The organism is Streptomyces sp. NPDC017676 (assembly GCF_044329325.1).
Classification (GTDB): domain Bacteria; phylum Actinomycetota; class Actinomycetes; order Streptomycetales; family Streptomycetaceae; genus Streptomyces.
In genome coordinates, this window is the sequence record NZ_JBIRJA010000002.1 from 370,671 (window position 1) to 386,523 (window position 15,853).

Annotated in this window: 15 protein-coding genes; 8 read left to right on the top strand and 7 right to left on the bottom strand. The window is 71.7% G+C overall.

Annotated features, from left to right (window positions below):
• Window positions 1–126 precede the first annotated feature (126 nt).
• Window positions 127–582 carry a TerB family tellurite resistance protein gene (locus tag ACH4LD_RS05870; protein ID WP_132783178.1) on the bottom strand — a complete coding sequence of 152 codons (456 nt, stop codon included), beginning with the start codon at window positions 580–582 and terminating at the stop codon, window positions 127–129.
• Window positions 583–763: 181 nt separating this feature from the next.
• Between ACH4LD_RS05870 and ACH4LD_RS05875 the strand changes: the two genes are divergently transcribed.
• Entirely contained in the window at window positions 764–1,132 is a 369-nt protein-coding gene (locus ACH4LD_RS05875) for a metalloregulator ArsR/SmtB family transcription factor (protein ID WP_132783177.1), read from the top strand.
• A gap of 351 nt (window positions 1,133–1,483) precedes the next feature.
• The gene (gene tatA, locus ACH4LD_RS05880; RefSeq protein WP_103811603.1) at window positions 1,484–1,663 is read left to right on the top strand and encodes a Sec-independent protein translocase subunit TatA; all 180 of its coding nucleotides are present in this window, start codon (window positions 1,484–1,486) and stop codon (window positions 1,661–1,663) included.
• 26 nt (window positions 1,664–1,689) lie between these two features.
• Here the strand turns inward: tatA and ACH4LD_RS05885 are convergent, their stop codons facing one another.
• From ACH4LD_RS05885 to ACH4LD_RS05895, 3 genes are all read right to left on the bottom strand, one after another.
• Window positions 1,690–2,682, bottom strand: a complete 993-nt coding sequence (locus tag ACH4LD_RS05885) for a sporulation protein (RefSeq protein WP_398054359.1) — start codon at window positions 2,680–2,682, stop codon at window positions 1,690–1,692.
• A 288-nt stretch (window positions 2,683–2,970) separates the two neighbouring features.
• Window positions 2,971–3,432, bottom strand: a complete 462-nt coding sequence (locus ACH4LD_RS05890; RefSeq protein ID WP_398054358.1) for a DUF6114 domain-containing protein — start codon at window positions 3,430–3,432, stop codon at window positions 2,971–2,973.
• Window positions 3,426–4,121 (bottom strand): DUF6230 family protein, encoded by a 696-nt coding sequence (locus ACH4LD_RS05895; protein WP_398054357.1) that lies wholly within the window; start codon window positions 4,119–4,121, stop codon window positions 3,426–3,428. Before ACH4LD_RS05895 ends, ACH4LD_RS05890 begins: the two co-directional genes overlap by 7 nt.
• A gap of 637 nt (window positions 4,122–4,758) precedes the next feature.
• Here ACH4LD_RS05895 and ACH4LD_RS05900 point away from each other — a divergent pair.
• Window positions 4,759–5,409, top strand: a complete 651-nt coding sequence (locus ACH4LD_RS05900) for a Tat pathway signal sequence domain protein (RefSeq protein ID WP_103811607.1) — start codon at window positions 4,759–4,761, stop codon at window positions 5,407–5,409.
• An 18-nt stretch (window positions 5,410–5,427) separates the two neighbouring features.
• Here ACH4LD_RS05900 and ACH4LD_RS05905 read toward each other — a convergent pair whose 3' ends face one another.
• Window positions 5,428–6,390 carry a lytic polysaccharide monooxygenase gene (locus tag ACH4LD_RS05905; RefSeq protein ID WP_398054567.1) on the bottom strand — a complete coding sequence of 321 codons (963 nt, stop codon included), beginning with the start codon at window positions 6,388–6,390 and terminating at the stop codon, window positions 5,428–5,430.
• 442 nt (window positions 6,391–6,832) lie between these two features.
• Between ACH4LD_RS05905 and ACH4LD_RS05910 the strand changes: the two genes are divergently transcribed.
• Together ACH4LD_RS05910 and ACH4LD_RS05915 are read left to right on the top strand one after the other, a co-directional pair.
• Window positions 6,833–7,480 (top strand): ScbR family autoregulator-binding transcription factor, encoded by a 648-nt coding sequence (locus ACH4LD_RS05910; RefSeq protein WP_132783172.1) that lies wholly within the window; start codon window positions 6,833–6,835, stop codon window positions 7,478–7,480.
• 22 nt (window positions 7,481–7,502) lie between these two features.
• On the top strand, window positions 7,503–8,723 hold the full coding sequence (locus ACH4LD_RS05915; RefSeq protein WP_398054356.1) for a damage-control phosphatase ARMT1 family protein: 1,221 nt from the start codon (window positions 7,503–7,505) through the stop codon (window positions 8,721–8,723).
• On the opposite strand, the gene ACH4LD_RS05920 is transcribed toward ACH4LD_RS05915, so the two are convergent.
• Window positions 8,700–9,965: a cytochrome P450 gene (locus ACH4LD_RS05920; RefSeq protein WP_398054355.1), complete on the bottom strand. Its 1,266-nt coding sequence runs from the start codon at window positions 9,963–9,965 to the stop codon at window positions 8,700–8,702. The genes ACH4LD_RS05915 and ACH4LD_RS05920 overlap by 24 nt on opposite strands.
• Entirely contained in the window at window positions 9,962–10,762 is an 801-nt protein-coding gene (locus ACH4LD_RS05925; RefSeq protein WP_398054354.1) for an alpha/beta fold hydrolase, read from the bottom strand. The genes ACH4LD_RS05920 and ACH4LD_RS05925 overlap by 4 nt, the downstream gene beginning before the upstream one ends.
• Window positions 10,763–10,914: 152 nt before the next feature.
• On the opposite strand from ACH4LD_RS05925, the gene cyc2 reads away from it, so the two are divergent.
• From cyc2 to ACH4LD_RS05940, 3 genes are all read left to right on the top strand, one after another.
• Window positions 10,915–13,068, top strand: coding sequence for a germacradienol/geosmin synthase Cyc2 (gene cyc2, locus ACH4LD_RS05930; RefSeq protein ID WP_398054353.1), 2,154 nt, complete (start codon window positions 10,915–10,917; stop codon window positions 13,066–13,068).
• Between the two features lie 115 nt (window positions 13,069–13,183).
• On the top strand, window positions 13,184–15,058 hold the full coding sequence (gene phsA, locus ACH4LD_RS05935) for an O-aminophenol oxidase PhsA (RefSeq protein WP_398054352.1): 1,875 nt from the start codon (window positions 13,184–13,186) through the stop codon (window positions 15,056–15,058).
• A gap of 141 nt (window positions 15,059–15,199) precedes the next feature.
• Window positions 15,200–15,763 (top strand): PDZ domain-containing protein, encoded by a 564-nt coding sequence (locus tag ACH4LD_RS05940; protein WP_398054351.1) that lies wholly within the window; start codon window positions 15,200–15,202, stop codon window positions 15,761–15,763.
• The last annotated feature ends 90 nt before the right edge of the window (window positions 15,764–15,853 follow it).

Sequence of the window (15,853 nt, forward strand, 5' to 3'; positions counted from 1 at the left end):
GCGGGCGGGAGCGGCGAGCGGGGGAGTGGTGAGCGCGGGCATGCTGAGCTGCGTGCGATGTGGGCGTGGACGAGGGCGCGGCCGAGGTCTCCGCACGTGCCCTCATCCACCCGCTCCACGGGGGACTCAGAGATCGAACTCGTGCGGCGGCAGGTCCAGCGCGTAGCACGCCTCACGCACCACGGCCTGCTCGTCCTTGTCGAAGTCGCCGTCCGCGCCGCCGATGACGATGCCGATCTGGATGACGGCCCGCGCCTCGGCGGGCTTCTTCTTCGCCTTGGCGACCTCCTGCAGCACGCTCACCTTGCCGAAGGCGAAGTCCCTCGTCAGCTTGTCCAGGTTCTCCTCGAAGCGCCGGCGGAGGTCGTCCGCCGGGAAGTTCTGCAACACCTCGTTGGTGGCGATGAGCTGAGCCACCCGCTGCCGCTCCGAGGGATCCACCGTCCCGTCGGCGGCGGCCACCAGCGCGCACATCGCCATGCTCGCATCGCGGAACGCGCCGCTCTTCAGGTCGTTCTTCTTCGCCACCAACTGCGTCTGCATCTGCGACGCCGAGTCCTTGATGCGGTCCCACAGGGCCATGCGCACTCCTCGATATCGTCCGCCGGGTGCTTCCGGCAGCCCGACAGTAACTTCTACAGCAACGTAGAAACTAATGGGGCGGCCGGGAAGTTCCGGAGATCTACACTGAGTCCGCGGACACGGCGTACACAGCCGGTACACAGCAACGAACCCAGGACGAACCCAGCGGAGGAAGGCGACAGTGGCGACATCGCCCGGCACGGGCCACCAGAACCCCTCCGCCGAGGTGCTCGCCGAGGCGGCCGCCGCCTTCAGCCTGCTCGCCGCGCCCGCCCGGCTGCACATCGTGTGGGCGCTGACCCAGGGCGAGAGCGACGTGACCGGCCTCGCCGAGCGGGTCGGCGGCGCCCTGCCCGCCGTCAGTCAGCACCTGACCAAGCTCAAACTCGCCGGCCTCGTCCGCTCACGCCGCGAGGGCCGCCGCCAGGTCTACTTCGTCGACACCGCGGAACAGGCCGCCGTGGTGGACGTCGTACGCCTCCTCGTCGGCCGGCTCGCCGAGCGGCAGGCACCCGCCGCCGTTCCGGCCCGCCGCCTCCACGGCCTCTGATCCGGGGACCGGTACCGTCCGCCAAGAGCTCCGGCGTCCGGACACCGGCCCGCGCGCCATCACCGCCGCCGAGGCCGACGCCCAGGCTCAGGTCCAGGCCCTAACCCAGACCCAGACCCAGGCCCATGCCCAGGTCATGTTGTTGTTGCTACGCAGCGGTCACCGGACACCGGCGACCCTGACGGCCAGGCGGCCCGACCCGGTCGGCTCGGCGGCGGACCTGCTCACCGCTGTCCCCTTTGCCCCGCTGGCGGGTGCGCGCTTTCCCGCCCCGAGGCCGGGTTGTACAGTTGCGCAACATGGCAAGCGTTGCCGCAAAGTGAGACAAGCGAGACAAAGAAGGGGGCGGTCATGCTCCGTAACGGACTTGAGCCCTGGCATCTGCTGATCGTCGCGGTCGTGTTCCTCCTGCTGTTCGGGTCCCGGAAGCTCCCCGACACCGCCCGGGCGCTGGGCAAGTCCATGCGCATCCTCAAGAGCGAGGCCAAGGCGATGAAGGAGGAGGACGGTACGCAGGGCTCCGCCGGCTGAGCGGCCCCCCTCCTCCCGCTTCTCTCCTAGCCTTCGTCGCCTTCGTCCTCCTCTCCCTCGAAGAAGTCCCCGATCTCGTCGACGACTTCCGCGGCCACCATGCCGCCCACGACACCCACGGCGAGGCCCGCCGCACCGGCGGCCACGGCCGTGCCAAGGCCCGGGCCGGAGTGGTGGGCGTCGGTGGAGTGGAGACCGGGCTGGTGCGCGCCGCCGTGGCCGTACGCCGCATGGCTGTCGTAGGCGTCGCGGTGCTCGGTCACCTGGCGGATCCAGCCGTCCACCTCTCTCTGCCAGTCGACGGTCGGCGCGTCCTCGTGACGCACGGTGAAACGGGTCAGGGCGTCGTGTCCCGATGACCACAGGCCGCCGCGCTTGTCCGCCTCCAGGACCACCTCCACGCCCAGGGGAGAGGCGAGGAAGGTCAGCTCGATCTCGCTCACCGCGTGCGTGTACCGGGGGGCCGGGGTCAGCTCGATCTCCTGGTAGAACGGCAACTGCTGGCCCGTACCGCCGATGCGGCCGTACTCCAGGTCGGCCGAGCGGAAGCCGAAGCCCAGTGCGCCGAGGGCCTCCAGCACGGCCTCCTGCACGGGCAGGGGGCGGACGGCGAGCGGGTCCAGGTCGCCCTTGTCCCGGGCGCCGGCCACCGCGACCTCGGTGCGCACGCCCAGCACGATGCCGAGCGGCTGCCCGTACAGTTCGGTCACCGGGGTCTCCCAGGGGAGCGGGACACTGAACGCCAGCTCGCGCTCCTCCTGTTCGCCGAGTCGGAAACCGCCGCCGACGGTGAACCGCTCGAAGGCGACCGCGCCCTCGCTCTCGCCCTCCGCGTGCTCCGCCTCCACGCGGGCGATCAGCTCCAGGCCGATGTGTTCCACCTCCACGGCCGTCGCACCGCCCCGCAGCAGGACACGGCCCGACAGGGTGCCGCCGGGCAGTGCCGCGCCGCCGTCCAGCACCGTGTCCACGGAGGGGCCGCCGACCCCGATCGCGCCCAGCAGCCTCTTGAACACCATGCCGTAGCTCCTTCGTTCATCGCGTCACCCGGACGGCTCCACCGCCGTCCGACTGCCCGATGAACTCCCGGCGAGCGCAAAGAAGTTCCCAAGTCACCTGTTCGGGGGACCCTTGGCCTGTGATCCGGCCCGGTTCCGGCCCCCTCCGCTCCGGGGAACCAAGCAGGGGCCCGGCCCCTCGCCACCGAGGGGCCCGGCCGAAGCCACTCGCCCCCCAAGCCCCAGCGTCAAGGACGGCCCGGCGCACACCGAGCCGCACCGGGCCGGCACCGTCGTCCACGCCCCGGATCACGCCGTGCCCGCGCCCTCCGACGTCAGGGTGTGCGCCTCGGCCCGCTGCTGCCTCCGGCGTTTGCGGCGGCTGACGCGTGGTTCCTGGTCCGGGAGCCAGCCGAAGGTGAGGCAGCTGCCGATGGCGCCGAGGAGCAGGCCGATGAAGAAGCCGCCCAGGTTGGAGGTGAGCCAGCTGCCCAGGGAGAGCAGGATGCCGGTGATGGAGTAGAAGAGCCGCTGGGAGGGGTTGAAGAGGATCAACAGGCCCAGCAGCACCATGAGGGTCGGCAGCAGATAGCCGGCCAGGCCCTGCATACCGATGTGCAGGACGACCTTCAACGAGGCCTTCTCGGTGAGCAGGATCTCGCCGCCGCCGAGGGCGAGCAGCAGCCCGCCCCAGAACGGCCGGCGGGCCCGCCATCCGCGGAAGGCGAGCCTCGGTCCTGGACGTGGACGGTCCGGCACGGCGATCAGCAACCCGAGTCACTGAAACGCAGTTTGAGACCCGGCAGCTTGAACACACCGGCCGTCGTGGCGTAGTTGGTCTGCCGCAGGTTGGCGATCCGCACGGTGTCGGCCTGCTGGCTGAAGACGCCGATCGGACCCTTCACACCCGCCTTGTTCAGCGTGCTGGCGTCGTTGCCGATCTCGATGTTGTTGAACGCCGCGTCACCGGACAGCTCGGTGGAGTCGGTGGTCAGGTCGGTCGCGCTGACCTTCTCGGATCCGCCGCCCGCGGTGATCAGCAGGTTGGTTCCGCCCAGGTCGACGCTCTGGCACAGCTTGGTGAGCGTGGCGTGCTTGATCGCGGAGGTGACGATGAGCACCTGGCCGCCGGTGTCCCCGGCGTTGGGGCTGCCCTCCGCCATGTTGTCGAGCCCGCCGAACTGCTCGAATCCGGTGCCGTTGAGTTCCGTGGCGGTGACCGTGAACGGCATGCCGGAGATGGAGAACTGCACACCCAGGGCTCCCTGCGCGGTGAGGACCGCGAGGCCGGCGGCGACCAGGGTGGCGGGCACCGCCATCACGGCGGCCCGGCGGGCCCGGACGCGCCCGCGTCTCTCGCCGGCGGTGCTCCCGGTGGCGTTCTGGGCTTCGGGCGGGGTGTCGCTTCCCGGGCTGTCGGGGGTGTTGCCGGTGGACGGGACGTCCGGGGACGAGGCCATGTCTGCTCCCATGAGCGCGGATCAATGCGGGTTGGGCTTCAGTGGCGCGGTGTCCTGGCGCGGACAGCGGATGCCGCGCACGCCTCCTCGCAACTCCCGGCGGGCGCAAGGGCTTTCTCGTTACGCGGCAGTAGCCTTCGAGGAAGTTACCGCCGGTTACATTCAGGGGTCAAGGGAGATGTGGAAAAAGGGTGTCGGATGTGCGCGGACCGCAACCGGCCTGGTTCAACTACCCTTCAACCACTTGACCCTGACGGTTGATCAGGTCTACAACTTCCCCTGTTTCCACGGATCCGTGGCGCCGGATCCGCAAGCGGCAGCCGTCGCGTCAGGCGTGGCACCCACCGCGTCCCTCAGACGGCACAGGCCGCGTTCCCGGCCCTGTCACGGCAACCGCTCCATCTCTCAGTGCGGCCCCGGCACGGTCACTTCCCTCTTGCTCCGTGTCGGGCCGCCCCTGTACCCGGCCCGGCCGGAGGTCTTCCCCCGAGGCCTTCGGCCGGTGCCCGGTGTGCCGCCGTCGCGGGTCCGCCGCGTACGGAGAAGGCGTGACGGCCCCGCGCCGGCGGCAACCGTACCGATCTCCACCCCCCACCTCACCTCATCTGTCCCCCCACTTCGGAAGAGAGGCACCCCCATGCGTACGCGTTCCCTCCTCGCTCTTGCCGGCACCGCGACGGCGCTCGCCCTCACGTGGGCCACCCCGGCCTCCGCGGCCGGCACGGTCCTCACCACCGGCAGCACCGGCGGCACCGCGGTCGCCGTCGGCGACACCCTCACCGCGCCGCTGGCCTCCGGCACCTCCGCCACCTTCTACTCCAGCGCGACCGGCACCAGCGGGATCAAGTGCACCGGCTCCCAGTTCACCGCCAAGGTCACCGGCAACCCGACCGCACCCGGCACGGCCACCGAGTCCGTCACCGCGCACACCTTCGACAACACCACCTGCACCAGCAACGTCACCGGTGTCCTCGGCGTCAACGGCATCACCATCAACAACCTGCCCTACTCCGCGACGATCACCTCGGGCGGCACCCTCACCGTCTCGCCCGCGAGCGGCTCCGTCATCCAGGCCACCGTCCAGCTGCGCACCCTGCTGGGCACCGTGACCTGCGTGTACCAGGCGCCCAGCCTGACCGGTAAGTCCGACAACGCCGACAGCAGCATCACCTTCACCAACCAGCAGTTCACCAAGACGTCCGGCTCGTCGCTGTGCTTCGCCAACGGCTACTTCACGGCGAAGTACGCTCCCGTCACCGACGCGGGAGTCCGGGTCTACGTCAACTGACCGACCGGATCGTCTGCTTCAGCGTCGTCGTGGACGACGCAGCCGCACAGTGAGGGCGGCGCCCCCGGTGAGCAGCAGCACCGCGGCGGCGCCGCCCGCCAGCAGTGGCGCCGAGGGGCCCGACCCGCCGTGCGCGGTCTCTGCGACCGGGGTTCCGTCGCGCACGGCGGCCCCGGCCCGGCCGCCCACGTCGCCGGACCGGTCGGTCGGACTCGCCACCGGGGAACCCGTCACCGGTGAACTCGGCTTCGGTGGAGCCGGTGTGGCCGAAGAGCCCGGTGAGGACGGCGAACTCGCCGTCGGTGCGGGCCGGGCGGACCTCGCCGCGCCGGCGGCCTTCCCGTGCTCCGGGAAGACCACGTCGGAGCACGCGTAGTACGTGTCCGGCGTGCTGCTGTTCTGCCAGATGGTGTAGAGCACGTGTCGCCCCGACCGGTCCGTGGGGAGCGTCGCGTTCACGCGGTACGCCCCGTTCCGCAGCGGCGGGTCCGTGACCTCGGCGAAGGGTCGCGCGGGCAGGTCGGACCAGGTCAGCGGCCGCGAGGGGTCGTAACCCCGCTTGGTCAGGTACAGCTTGAACGTGCCTGTGTGCGCGATGGTCGAGGCGTAGGTCAGCGTCAGGTGGCCGCCCGGTGTCAGCCGCGTCGCCGGCCAGTCCCGCCGGGCCAGGTCCAGGCCCCGGTACGCCGGCAGGTTCCCGCTGCACAGTCTGCCGTCCGGAATCACCTGCCGGTCGCGGCCCGCCACCCCCGCCACACGCAGGTTGTCCCAGTTGGTGAACGGACCGCCGTTCGCCGCGATCGCCGCCCGGCAGGCCGGTGTCCGCGCGGCGGCCCCCTCGGGTGAGCAGGCGTAGACCCGGCTGACCGGGTCCGTGGGGGCCCCGTGCGCCTGAGCGGGCCCCGCCGCCCACGTCAGGAGCAGGAGCGGTGCCGTCGCGGCGGCCGTCCTGACGCTCAGGCGGGCGGTCGTCCGAGTCATCCGAGTCATCGGGGCGTCTCCTCGGCGGGCGCGGGATCGGTGTCTGCGGCGTCCAGTACGGCCCCGCCGGCCGCCGCGTTCAGCCGGTCCGGCGCACCCGCGCGCGGGGGGCGTGAAAGCACCGACCGGTTCGGCTGTTTTGCGCCTGCTTCCACACCCCATTGAGGAGTCGGCCGTCCGCCTCGTATCGTGGCGATCATGGGGCGGCACCCGTCGCCCCGGGGCTCCCGGACACCGGCCGGCGACGAAGGGGAAACCATGAGGTCTCGCCCGTTGAAGAGGTGCGGAGCACCCGGCCGGCGTCGAGCGGAGCGATGACACGTGTCGTACCGCGCGCGTGGTCCGCCCGGACTCCCGTTGCCGATCGGTGAGTTATCGTATGCAATGAGTCAGAAACAAACCGCATGGCCTGTTCTTTTTGGGTGCGAGGAGGGGGTCCAGGATGCCAAGGCAGTTACGTGCCGAACAGACCCGGGCGACGATCATCACGGCCGCCGCCGATCTGATCGACCGGCACGGATACGAGTCCACCAGTCTGAGCGACATCGTCGCACACGCGAAGGTCACCAAGGGCGCCCTGTACTTCCACTTCGCCGCCAAGGAGGATCTCGCCCACGCCATCCTGGAACTCCAGGCCAAGGCGGCGCGGCAGCTCGTGGCCGACGTCGAGAGCCGTGGCTGCTCCTCGCTGGAGGCCCTGATGCGCACCACGTTCGGGATCGCCCGGCTCGCCGTGGAGGACCCCGTACCGCGCGCCGGGCTCCGCCTGGCCACCGCGGACATCGCCGTACGGCCGCCGCTGCGGCACCCGTTCACCGAGTGGCTCGACTTCGCCACCCGCAAGTTCACCGGAGCCATCAGGGAAGCCGACGTACACGGCGATCTCGACGTCGGTGTCGTCGCCCACTCCCTCGTCTGCTTCTTCATCGGCACCCGGGTCGCGGGCCGCTCGCTCGAACCGGTCGGACGGCTGCCGCGCAGGGTCGCCGAGATGTGGCACCTCATGGTCCGCGGACTCGTCCCGGTGCACCGCCGCCCCCGCTACGTCACCCTCGCCACGCAGCTGGAGCGGGAGATCCGCACCGCCTGACGCCCGCGATACGGTGACGGACATGCCCGACATCCCCTTCGCACCCGTGATCCTCGGCAACGAACCCGGCTCGTTCCCGCACAGCGTGCTGGCCGAACGGCACCCCGCGATCATCCGGCAGGTGAGGGACGCCTTCCCGTACGGTCCCGGGCAGCACAGGGCGCTGGACGAGCTGCTGAAGAGCTGCACCGAGGGGACCCTCGGACCGCTGCCCGCCGACGCCCCGGACCGGGACCGGTGGCACGACTGGGGCCTCGCCGAGTACGCCGGCCGGTCCTGGTACGAGGTGCCCTGGCTGTGGGCCGAGAGCTACTTCTACCGCCGGCTGCTGGACGCCGTCGGCTGGTTCGGGCCGGGCGCCTGGCAGGGCATCGACCCCTTCCGCCCCTTCAAGCGCGCCGAACTCGACGCCCCGGAGACCGACGAGGAACTGGCCGCCCTGGACGGCCTGCGGGACCTTCCGGGGGACGAGCGGGCAGACGCCCTGCTGCACGGCTCGCTCTGGGGCAACCGCGCCGACCTCGGCTTCCGTCTCTCCGCCGCGGGCGCCCAGGCCCGCGAACCCGCCCCCGCACTGGTCGCCGACGACAGCGAGACCCTGTGGTCGTTGCTGCCGCCCGCCGGAACCGGCACGCTCGTGCTCGTCGCGGACAACGCCGGCCGCGAACTCGTCCCCGACCTCCTGCTGATCGCCCATCTCCTCGCCGAGGGCCGGACCGCGCGGGCGGTGCTGCACGTCAAGCCGTACCCGTACTACGTCTCCGACGCCACCACCGCCGACGTCGTCGACGCGCTGCACCGGCTGCGCGCGGCCCACGGGACGGCCGCCGAGTACGGGCGCCTGCTCTGGTCGGCCATGGCCGACGGCCGGCTCACCGTCCGCGCCCACCCCTTCTCCTGCGCCCCGCTGCCGTACGCGGCGATGCCGGACGACCTGCGCGCGGAGTTCGCGGCGGCCACGCTGACCCTCGTCAAGGGCGACCTCAACTACCGGCGTCTGGTGGGCGATCGGCTCTGGCCGCCCACCACGCCCTTCCGGGAGACGACCGCGTACTTCCCCGGCCCGGTCGCCGCCCTGCGCACCCTCAAGTCCGATGTGATCACCGGCCTGTCCGCGACGACCGAGACCGAACTGGTGGCGGCCGAGGGGCGGAGCTGGCGGACCAGTGGCACGCACGCGCTGATCCAGGCCGACCCGCAAGGCGACGGGAAGCACGCGTCAGGTGATGTGCACCGGCAGTGACTTCAGGCCGTTGATGAAGTTCGACACCAGCCGCCCGGGCGGCCCGGCGAGACGCGGCGGTCCGGGCAGGACGCGCAGCACCTCCTCGTGCAGCAGCCGCAGTTGCAGCCGGGCGAAGTGAGCGCCCAGGCACACGTGCGGGCCGTCCCCGAAGGACACGTGCGGATTGGGGGAACGGGCGAGATCGAGCCGGTCGGGAGCGGCGAAGACGCGCTCGTCACGGTTGGCCGAGGCGTGGAACACCACGACCTTGTCGCCCGCCCCGATCGCGCGGCCCGCCAGCTCGGTGTCCCGCACGGCCGTCCGGCGGAAGGTCAGCACGGGCGGATGCCAGCGCAGCAGCTCGTCGACGGCGGACGGCACACCCACCTTCCCGGCGCGCAGTGACGCGTACGTCTCCGGGTGCTCCGCCAGCGCCAGCAGCCCGCCCGGGGCCGCACCGCGCACGGTGTCGTTGCCCGCCACGGTGAGCAGGAAGAAGAACATCTCCAGCTCGGCCTCGGCGAGTTCGGCGTCGTGGGCGAGCGTCGTCATGATGTCGTCCGCGGGGTACCGCCTCTTGTACGCGGCCAGCTGCCCGGCGTAGGCGAACATGTCCGCCAGCATCGCCGGTGACCGCGGATTCACCGGTCTGCCCTCCCCGTCCAGCACCGGCGGACCGGCCTCGTCCGGGTCCTGGTAGCCGATGACCCGCTGCGTCCAGCGCAGCAGCAACCGCCGGTCGCTCTCCGGAACGCCCAGCAGATCCGCCAGGTTCAGCAGGGCGTACTCGTCGGTGACGGCGGACACCAGGTCCACCGTGCCGTCCCCCGCCCGCGCCGCCTCCAGGGCGCCCACGAGCAGCGTGCGCGCCCGCTCCCGGGCGACCGCCGCGAACCGGTCCACGCGCCCCGGCGTGAAGGCACGGCTCACCAGCCGCCGCAGCCGTCCGTGCCCCGGCGGGTCCTGGTTGAGCATCATCCGCCGGATGAAAGGCAGGTCCTCGGGGGCCGGGTCGCGGATCTGGGTCGCGCCGACGTACGACGAGTACGTCCCCGCGTCCTTCAGTACGCGTACGACATCCGCGTGCCGGGTCACCGCCCAGAACCCGGGCCCGGCCGGCCAGCCCAGCACCTCCGGTTCCTCCTGCCAGGCCACCGGATGGTGGTCGCGCAGCACGCGGTAGTCGTCGTGGGGCACCCCGGCGGCGTACCGGCGCGGATCGAAGACGTCCGGGACCGGCGGCGCGTCCCGCACGCTCACGCCGCCCCGCCCGCCCGGGTGCCGCCCGGGCCGTCGGCCCGCAGGAAGTCCTCGACGGCACGCACCAGGTCCAGCGGGGTCTCGTCCATCGCGTAGTGACCGGCGCCCGGCAGTACGGTCAGCTCCGCGCGCGGGTACCAGGACAGCCAGGTCTGCCGCATGACCTCCGCGGACAGCGCCGGGTCCAGCGCGCCGGCCACGGCCAGCGCCGGTACCTCGCTGCCCACGACGTCCGCGGTGAAGTCCTCGCCCGCCCACGAGTCCAGCCAGGCCCGGAACGCCTTGGGGTCGCTGCGCTCCAGCGAGCGGGCGACCATCCGGTCCAGCCAGGCGGCGGGCCGGCGGCCCCCGGTGGTGAGGTCGATGATGGCGCGCCGGTTCTCCGCCCGGTGCGCCGCGTCCGTGAACAGTGCCGCCTGCTCGCCGGCCAGCGGCATTCCGGAGGCGGGCACGGGGGAGACACCGGCGATCCGGCGCAGGCGGTGCGGGGCGACGGCGAGCAGTCGCTGCGCCACCGCGCCCCCCATCGAGTGCCCGACCACCGAGAACCGGTCCCAGCCGAGCCGGTCCGCCAGCTCCACCAGGTCCACGGCCGCCTCGGCCGTCGTGTACGAGCCCGTGGCGTCCCGGGCCTCGCCGTAACCCCGCAGGTCCACCAGCGCATAGCTGAAGGACGTGCGGTCCAGGTCCGGCAGGACGGCCGCGTAGGCGGACCGGTCGGCGAACCAGCCGTGCACGGCGAACACCTTGTGGGCGCCGTCGCCGTGCACCTCATGGGGCAGCACGAAGGAGGTCATGCGCCTACCGTGGCCCCCGCGCGCGGACACGGCAAGGGAACCAACGCCACAACCGCCCACCGGAGTTCCAGGTTTCGCGAGCGGTTCACGCGATGGTGTGATCATGTGCCGCCGACTGGATGGGCGTCCGGGGCCGCGGGTAGGGCCCGGCCATGACGCAGCCGTTCGAACTCCCGCACTTCTACATGCCGTATCCCGCGCGGCTCAACCCGCACCTGGACGAGGCCCGGGCCCACTCCACGCAGTGGGCACGCGACATGGGCATGCTGGAAGGCTCCGGGATCTGGGAACAGGCCGACCTGGAGGCGCACGACTACGGCCTCCTGTGCGCCTACACCCATCCCGACTGCGACGGGCCCGCTCTCTCCCTGATCACCGACTGGTACGTGTGGGTGTTCTTCTTCGACGACCACTTCCTGGACATGTTCAAGCGCACCCCGGACCGGGCCGCCGGAAAGGCCCACCTGGACCGTCTGCCGCTGTTCATGCCGCTCGACCCCGCCACCCCCGTGCCGGAGCCGGAGAACCCGGTGGAGGCCGGGCTGAAGGACCTGTGGGCGCGGACGGTGCCGGCGATGTCCGTCGACTGGCGGCGCCGCTTCTCCGTCGCCACCGAGCACCTGCTCAACGAGTCGATGTGGGAGCTGTCCAACATCAACGAGGGGCGCGTCGCCAACCCCGTCGAGTACATCGAGATGCGCCGCAAGGTCGGCGGCGCCCCCTGGTCGGCGGGGCTCGTGGAGTACGCGACCTCGGAGGTGCCCGCCGCCGTCGCCGGCACCAGGCCGCTGCGCGTCCTCATGGAGACCTTCTCCGACGCCGTCCACCTGCGCAACGACCTGTTCTCCTACCAGCGCGAGGTCGAGGACGAGGGCGAGAACAGCAACGGCGTGCTGGTCCTGGAGAAGTTCTTCGGCTGCACCACCCAGGAGGCCGCCGACACCGTCAACGACGTCCTCACCTCGCGGCTGCACCAGTTCGAGCACACCGCGTTCACCGAAGTCCCCGCCGTAGCCCTGGAGAAGGGCCTCACCCCCGCCGAGGTCGCCGCGGTCGCCGCCTACACCAAGGGCCTCCAGGACTGGCAGTCCGGCGGCCACGAGTGGCACATGCGCTCCAGCCGCTACATGAACAAGGGCGCGCGCTCCAGCTCGCCCTGGCAGCTCCCCAGCGGCCCCGGGACCTCCGCCGCCGACGTCGGCGCGCTGCTCGCCGCGGCCGCACAGGACCGGCTGCGCGCCTACTCCCACGTGCCCTACCAGAAGGTCGGCCCGTCCCGCGTTCCCGACCTCTACATGCCCTTCGAGCTCCAGCTCAGCCCCCACCTGGACCGGGCCCGCGGCAACCTCGTCGACTGGTGTCACCGGATGGGCGTCCTCCAGGAGGGCGTCTGGGACGAGGACAAGCTCGCCGCCTACGACCTCGCGCTGTGCTCAGCCGGCCTGGACCCGGACGCCACCCCGGAGGCCCTCGACCTCAGCGCGCAGTGGCTCGCCTGGGGCACCTACGGCGACGACTACTACCCCCTGGTGTACGGCCACCGCCGGGACCTCGCCGCCGCCCGGCTGACCACGGCCCGCCTGTCGCAGTGCATGGCGGTGGAGGGCGCGCCGACGATCGTTCCGGCCGACGCCATGGAACGCGGGCTGATCGACCTGTGGACGCGCACCACGGCCGAGATGACCGCCGACCAGCGGCGCACCCTCAAGACAGCTGTGGACAAGATGACCGAGAGCTGGGTCTGGGAACTGTCCAACCAGATGCAGAACCGCATCCCCGACCCGGTCGACTACCTGGAGATGCGGCGCTCCACCTTCGGCTCGGACCTCACCCTGAGCCTGTGCCGGATGGGCCACGGCCCCGCGATCCCTGCCGAGGTGTACGCCAGCGGTCCGGTGCGCTCCCTGGAGAACGCCGCCATCGACTACGCCTGTCTCCTCAACGACGTCTTCTCCTACCAGAAGGAGATCGAGTACGAGGGTGAGATCCACAACTCCGTCCTGGTCGTGCAGAACTTCTTCGGCGTGGACTATCCGGCCGCGCTCGGCGTCGTCCACGACCTGATGACCCAGCGCATGCGGCAGTTCGAGCATGTGGTCGCCCACGAACTGCCGGTCCTGTACGACGACTTCCAGCTGTCGGCGGAAGCCCGCACGCTCATGGACGCCTATGTGCAGGACCTGCGGAACTGGCTGGCGGGCATCCTCAACTGGCACCGGGAGGTCGACCGGTACAAGGCCGAATGGCTCGGCCGCCGCGCCCACGGCTTCCTGCCCGGCCGCACCCCCGCCCTGTCGCTGGGCTGACGGTCCCGGAAATCCCCGCGTGCGGAATCGGGCATTCAGGGAACTTCGGTGAGTCCTCGGGAGTCTTGTGGAGCAAGGGGAACAACAGAGCCAGAACACACGGGGGTGTTCGACCTTGACCGAGACCATCGAGAGGCTCACCGGACCGACCGCGGGCGAGCAGGCACCGGCGGCCCGCGAACTGACGCCGTACATGGCGCCGTTGACCGTCCCGCCGGTCCTGCGGCCCGCCGCGGACGACGTCCTGCGCGAGACCGGGATCGCCCTGCGCCCGACCTGGGTGCGCCTGCACCCGCAACTGCCGCCGACCCTGATGTGGGGCTACGACGGACACGTGCCGGGCCCGACCATCGAGGTGCGCCGGGGACAGCGCGTCCGCATCGCCTGGACCAACCGCATCCCCAAGGACAGCGAGTACCCGGTCACCTCTGTGGAGGTGCCGCTGCGCACGGACGGCCGCCCGCAGGCCACCACCGAACCGGGCCGCGAGGGCGTCGAGCCGAACAAGGACGTCGCCGCCCTGCCCGCCTGGTCGGTGACCCATCTGCACGGCGCGCAGACCGGCGGTGGCAACGACGGCTGGGCGGACAACGCCGTGGGCCACGGCGACGCCCAGCTCTCGGAGTACCCGAACGACCACCAGGCGGTGCAGTGGTGGTACCACGACCACGCCATGAACATCACCCGGTGGAACGTGATGGCGGGCCTGTACGGCACCTACCTCGTCCGGGACGACGAGGAGGACGCCCTCCACCTGCCGTCCGGCGAGCGGGAGATCCCGCTCGTCGTCGCCGACCGCAACCTCGACACCGACGAGGACGGCCGCCTCAACGGCCGGCTCCTGCACAAGACGGTGATCGTCCAGCAGCGCAACCCGGAGACGGGCAAGCCGGTCTCCATACCCTTCACCGGCCCGTACACCACGGTCAACGGCCGCATCTGGCCCTACGCCGACGTGGACCCGGCGTGGCACCGGTTCCGGCTGGTCAACGCCTCCAACGCGCGCATCTTCGAACTCGTCATCATCGACGAGGACGACCGGCCGGTGCCGGGAATCGTCCACCAGATCGGCAGCGACGGCGGACTGCTGCCGCGCCCGGTGCCGGTCGACTTCGACGCGGAGCTGCCGGCCCTGACCGCCGCGCCGGCCGAGCGGTTCGACCTGCTGGTGGACTTCCGCGGACTCGCGGGCCGGACCCTGCGGCTGGTCAACAAGGGCCCCAACCAGCCGGCGGGGGTGCCCGACCCGGCCGGAGACGTGCCCTGTCCGGCCGTACTGGAGTTCCGGGTCCGGGAGAGCTGCGCGGAGGACACCTTCGAACTGCCCGAGGTGCTCTCCGGTTCCTTCCGCCGCCTCACCCACGACACCCCGCACGGCCACCGGCTCGTCCTGCTCACCCCGCCCGCCACCAAGGGGGCCGGCGGCCACCCGGAGATCTGGGAGATGACCGAGGTCGAGGACCCGAGCGGCCTGACGTTCCCGGCCGAGGGCATCGTGCAGGTCACCGGACCCGACGGCACCACCAAGACGTACCGGCGCACCGCGCGGACGTTCAACGACGGGCTCGGCTTCACGATCGGCGAGGGCAGCCACGAGCAGTGGAGCTTCCTCAATCTCGCGCCCATCGTGCACCCCATGCACATCCACCTGGCCGACTTCCAGCTGTTGGGCCGGGACGCCTACGACGTCTCCGGCTTCGACCCGGCGGTGGGCGGCACCCGTACCCCGATCCGGTACGACGCCGCCCGCGAGATACCGCTCGCGCCCAACGAACGGGGTTACAAGGACGTCTTCCGGGTGCCGGGCAACCAGATGCTGCGGGTCATGGGCCGCTTCGACGGCGCGTACGGCCGGTTCATGTACCACTGCCATCTGCTGGAGCACGAGGACATGGGCATGATGCGGCCCTTCGTCGTCATGCCGCCCGAGGCCCTGAAGTTCGACCATGGCGGCGCGCACGGCGGCCACGGCGAGGGCCACACGGGCTGACAGGGCGGGCCGAAAGGGTGTGCTGAACGGTTGGCGTGACAGCTATGAGTACCCTCCGTCACCCTCCGGGCAGTCTCACCCTTTCGTGTCTCGTCGCGCCCCACCGCCCCGGGTAGAGCACCAGCCGGAGGCGAGCGAACCATGGAACACACTGCGTTGCGTCCGAAGCCGATGCCCGGTCAGGACCGGCGGGAGGACGACACCCCCGACCCCGCCCGCCGCCCGCACGCCGCGCCCCGGCGCGGGCGGCGGCTGCGGACCCTGCTGTGCGGCCTGTGCGCGGGCACCGTGCTGGTGCTCTCCGGCGTCGGCATCGGCACGGTCGGCGCCACGGTGATCAGCATGAGCAGACTCGCCGAGCTGCGACGCCAGGCCCCACCGCCCGCGCCGGCGCCCTCGGCCAGGGCCACGCCCCCGCCGGCGCCCGTCGCGGCCCCGCCCGGCCCGGTCCTCGGCGTGGAGGCGGTCGACGCGGAGAAGGCGGGCGCACTCGTGGTGGGCGTGCACGTGCCCGGCCCCGGCTACGCGGCGGGCCTGGTCCGCGGGGACGTCGTACTCCAGTGGGGCGGGGCCCGTGTGGACACCGCCGCCGACCTCGCCCGAGCCGTCGGACGGGCCCGTCCCGGCAAGGCGGTGCTGCTCACCGTGCGCCACGCGAGCGGCGGCTACCAGCAGTTGGCGGTGACCCCGGGAGTGGTGACCTGACCCGGCCCGGGACCGCCGCCGGTCCCGGTCACGCCAGGAAACCCCTTGGTCACCATCCGTTGCGCACGTCATCATGGACCCATGCCGAGT

Bases quoted from the DNA above. Each gene is read 5' to 3' on its own strand.
- ACH4LD_RS05870 (WP_132783178.1), bottom strand. From the start codon at position 582: ATGGCCCTGTGGGACCGCATCAAGGACTCGGCGTCGCAGATGCAGACG.
- tatA (WP_103811603.1), top strand. From the start codon at position 1,484: ATGCTCCGTAACGGACTTGAGCCCTGGCATCTGCTGATCGTCGCGGTC.
- ACH4LD_RS05885 (WP_398054359.1), bottom strand. From the start codon at position 2,682: ATGGTGTTCAAGAGGCTGCTGGGCGCGATCGGGGTCGGCGGCCCCTCC.
- ACH4LD_RS05895 (WP_398054357.1), bottom strand. From the start codon at position 4,121: ATGGCCTCGTCCCCGGACGTCCCGTCCACCGGCAACACCCCCGACAGC.
- ACH4LD_RS05900 (WP_103811607.1), top strand. From the start codon at position 4,759: ATGCGTACGCGTTCCCTCCTCGCTCTTGCCGGCACCGCGACGGCGCTC.
- ACH4LD_RS05905 (WP_398054567.1), bottom strand. From the start codon at position 6,390: ATGACTCGGACGACCGCCCGCCTGAGCGTCAGGACGGCCGCCGCGACG.
- ACH4LD_RS05910 (WP_132783172.1), top strand. From the start codon at position 6,833: ATGCCAAGGCAGTTACGTGCCGAACAGACCCGGGCGACGATCATCACG.
- ACH4LD_RS05915 (WP_398054356.1), top strand. From the start codon at position 7,503: ATGCCCGACATCCCCTTCGCACCCGTGATCCTCGGCAACGAACCCGGC.
- ACH4LD_RS05925 (WP_398054354.1), bottom strand. From the start codon at position 10,762: ATGACCTCCTTCGTGCTGCCCCATGAGGTGCACGGCGACGGCGCCCAC.
- cyc2 (WP_398054353.1), top strand. From the start codon at position 10,915: ATGACGCAGCCGTTCGAACTCCCGCACTTCTACATGCCGTATCCCGCG.
- ACH4LD_RS05940 (WP_398054351.1), top strand. From the start codon at position 15,200: ATGGAACACACTGCGTTGCGTCCGAAGCCGATGCCCGGTCAGGACCGG.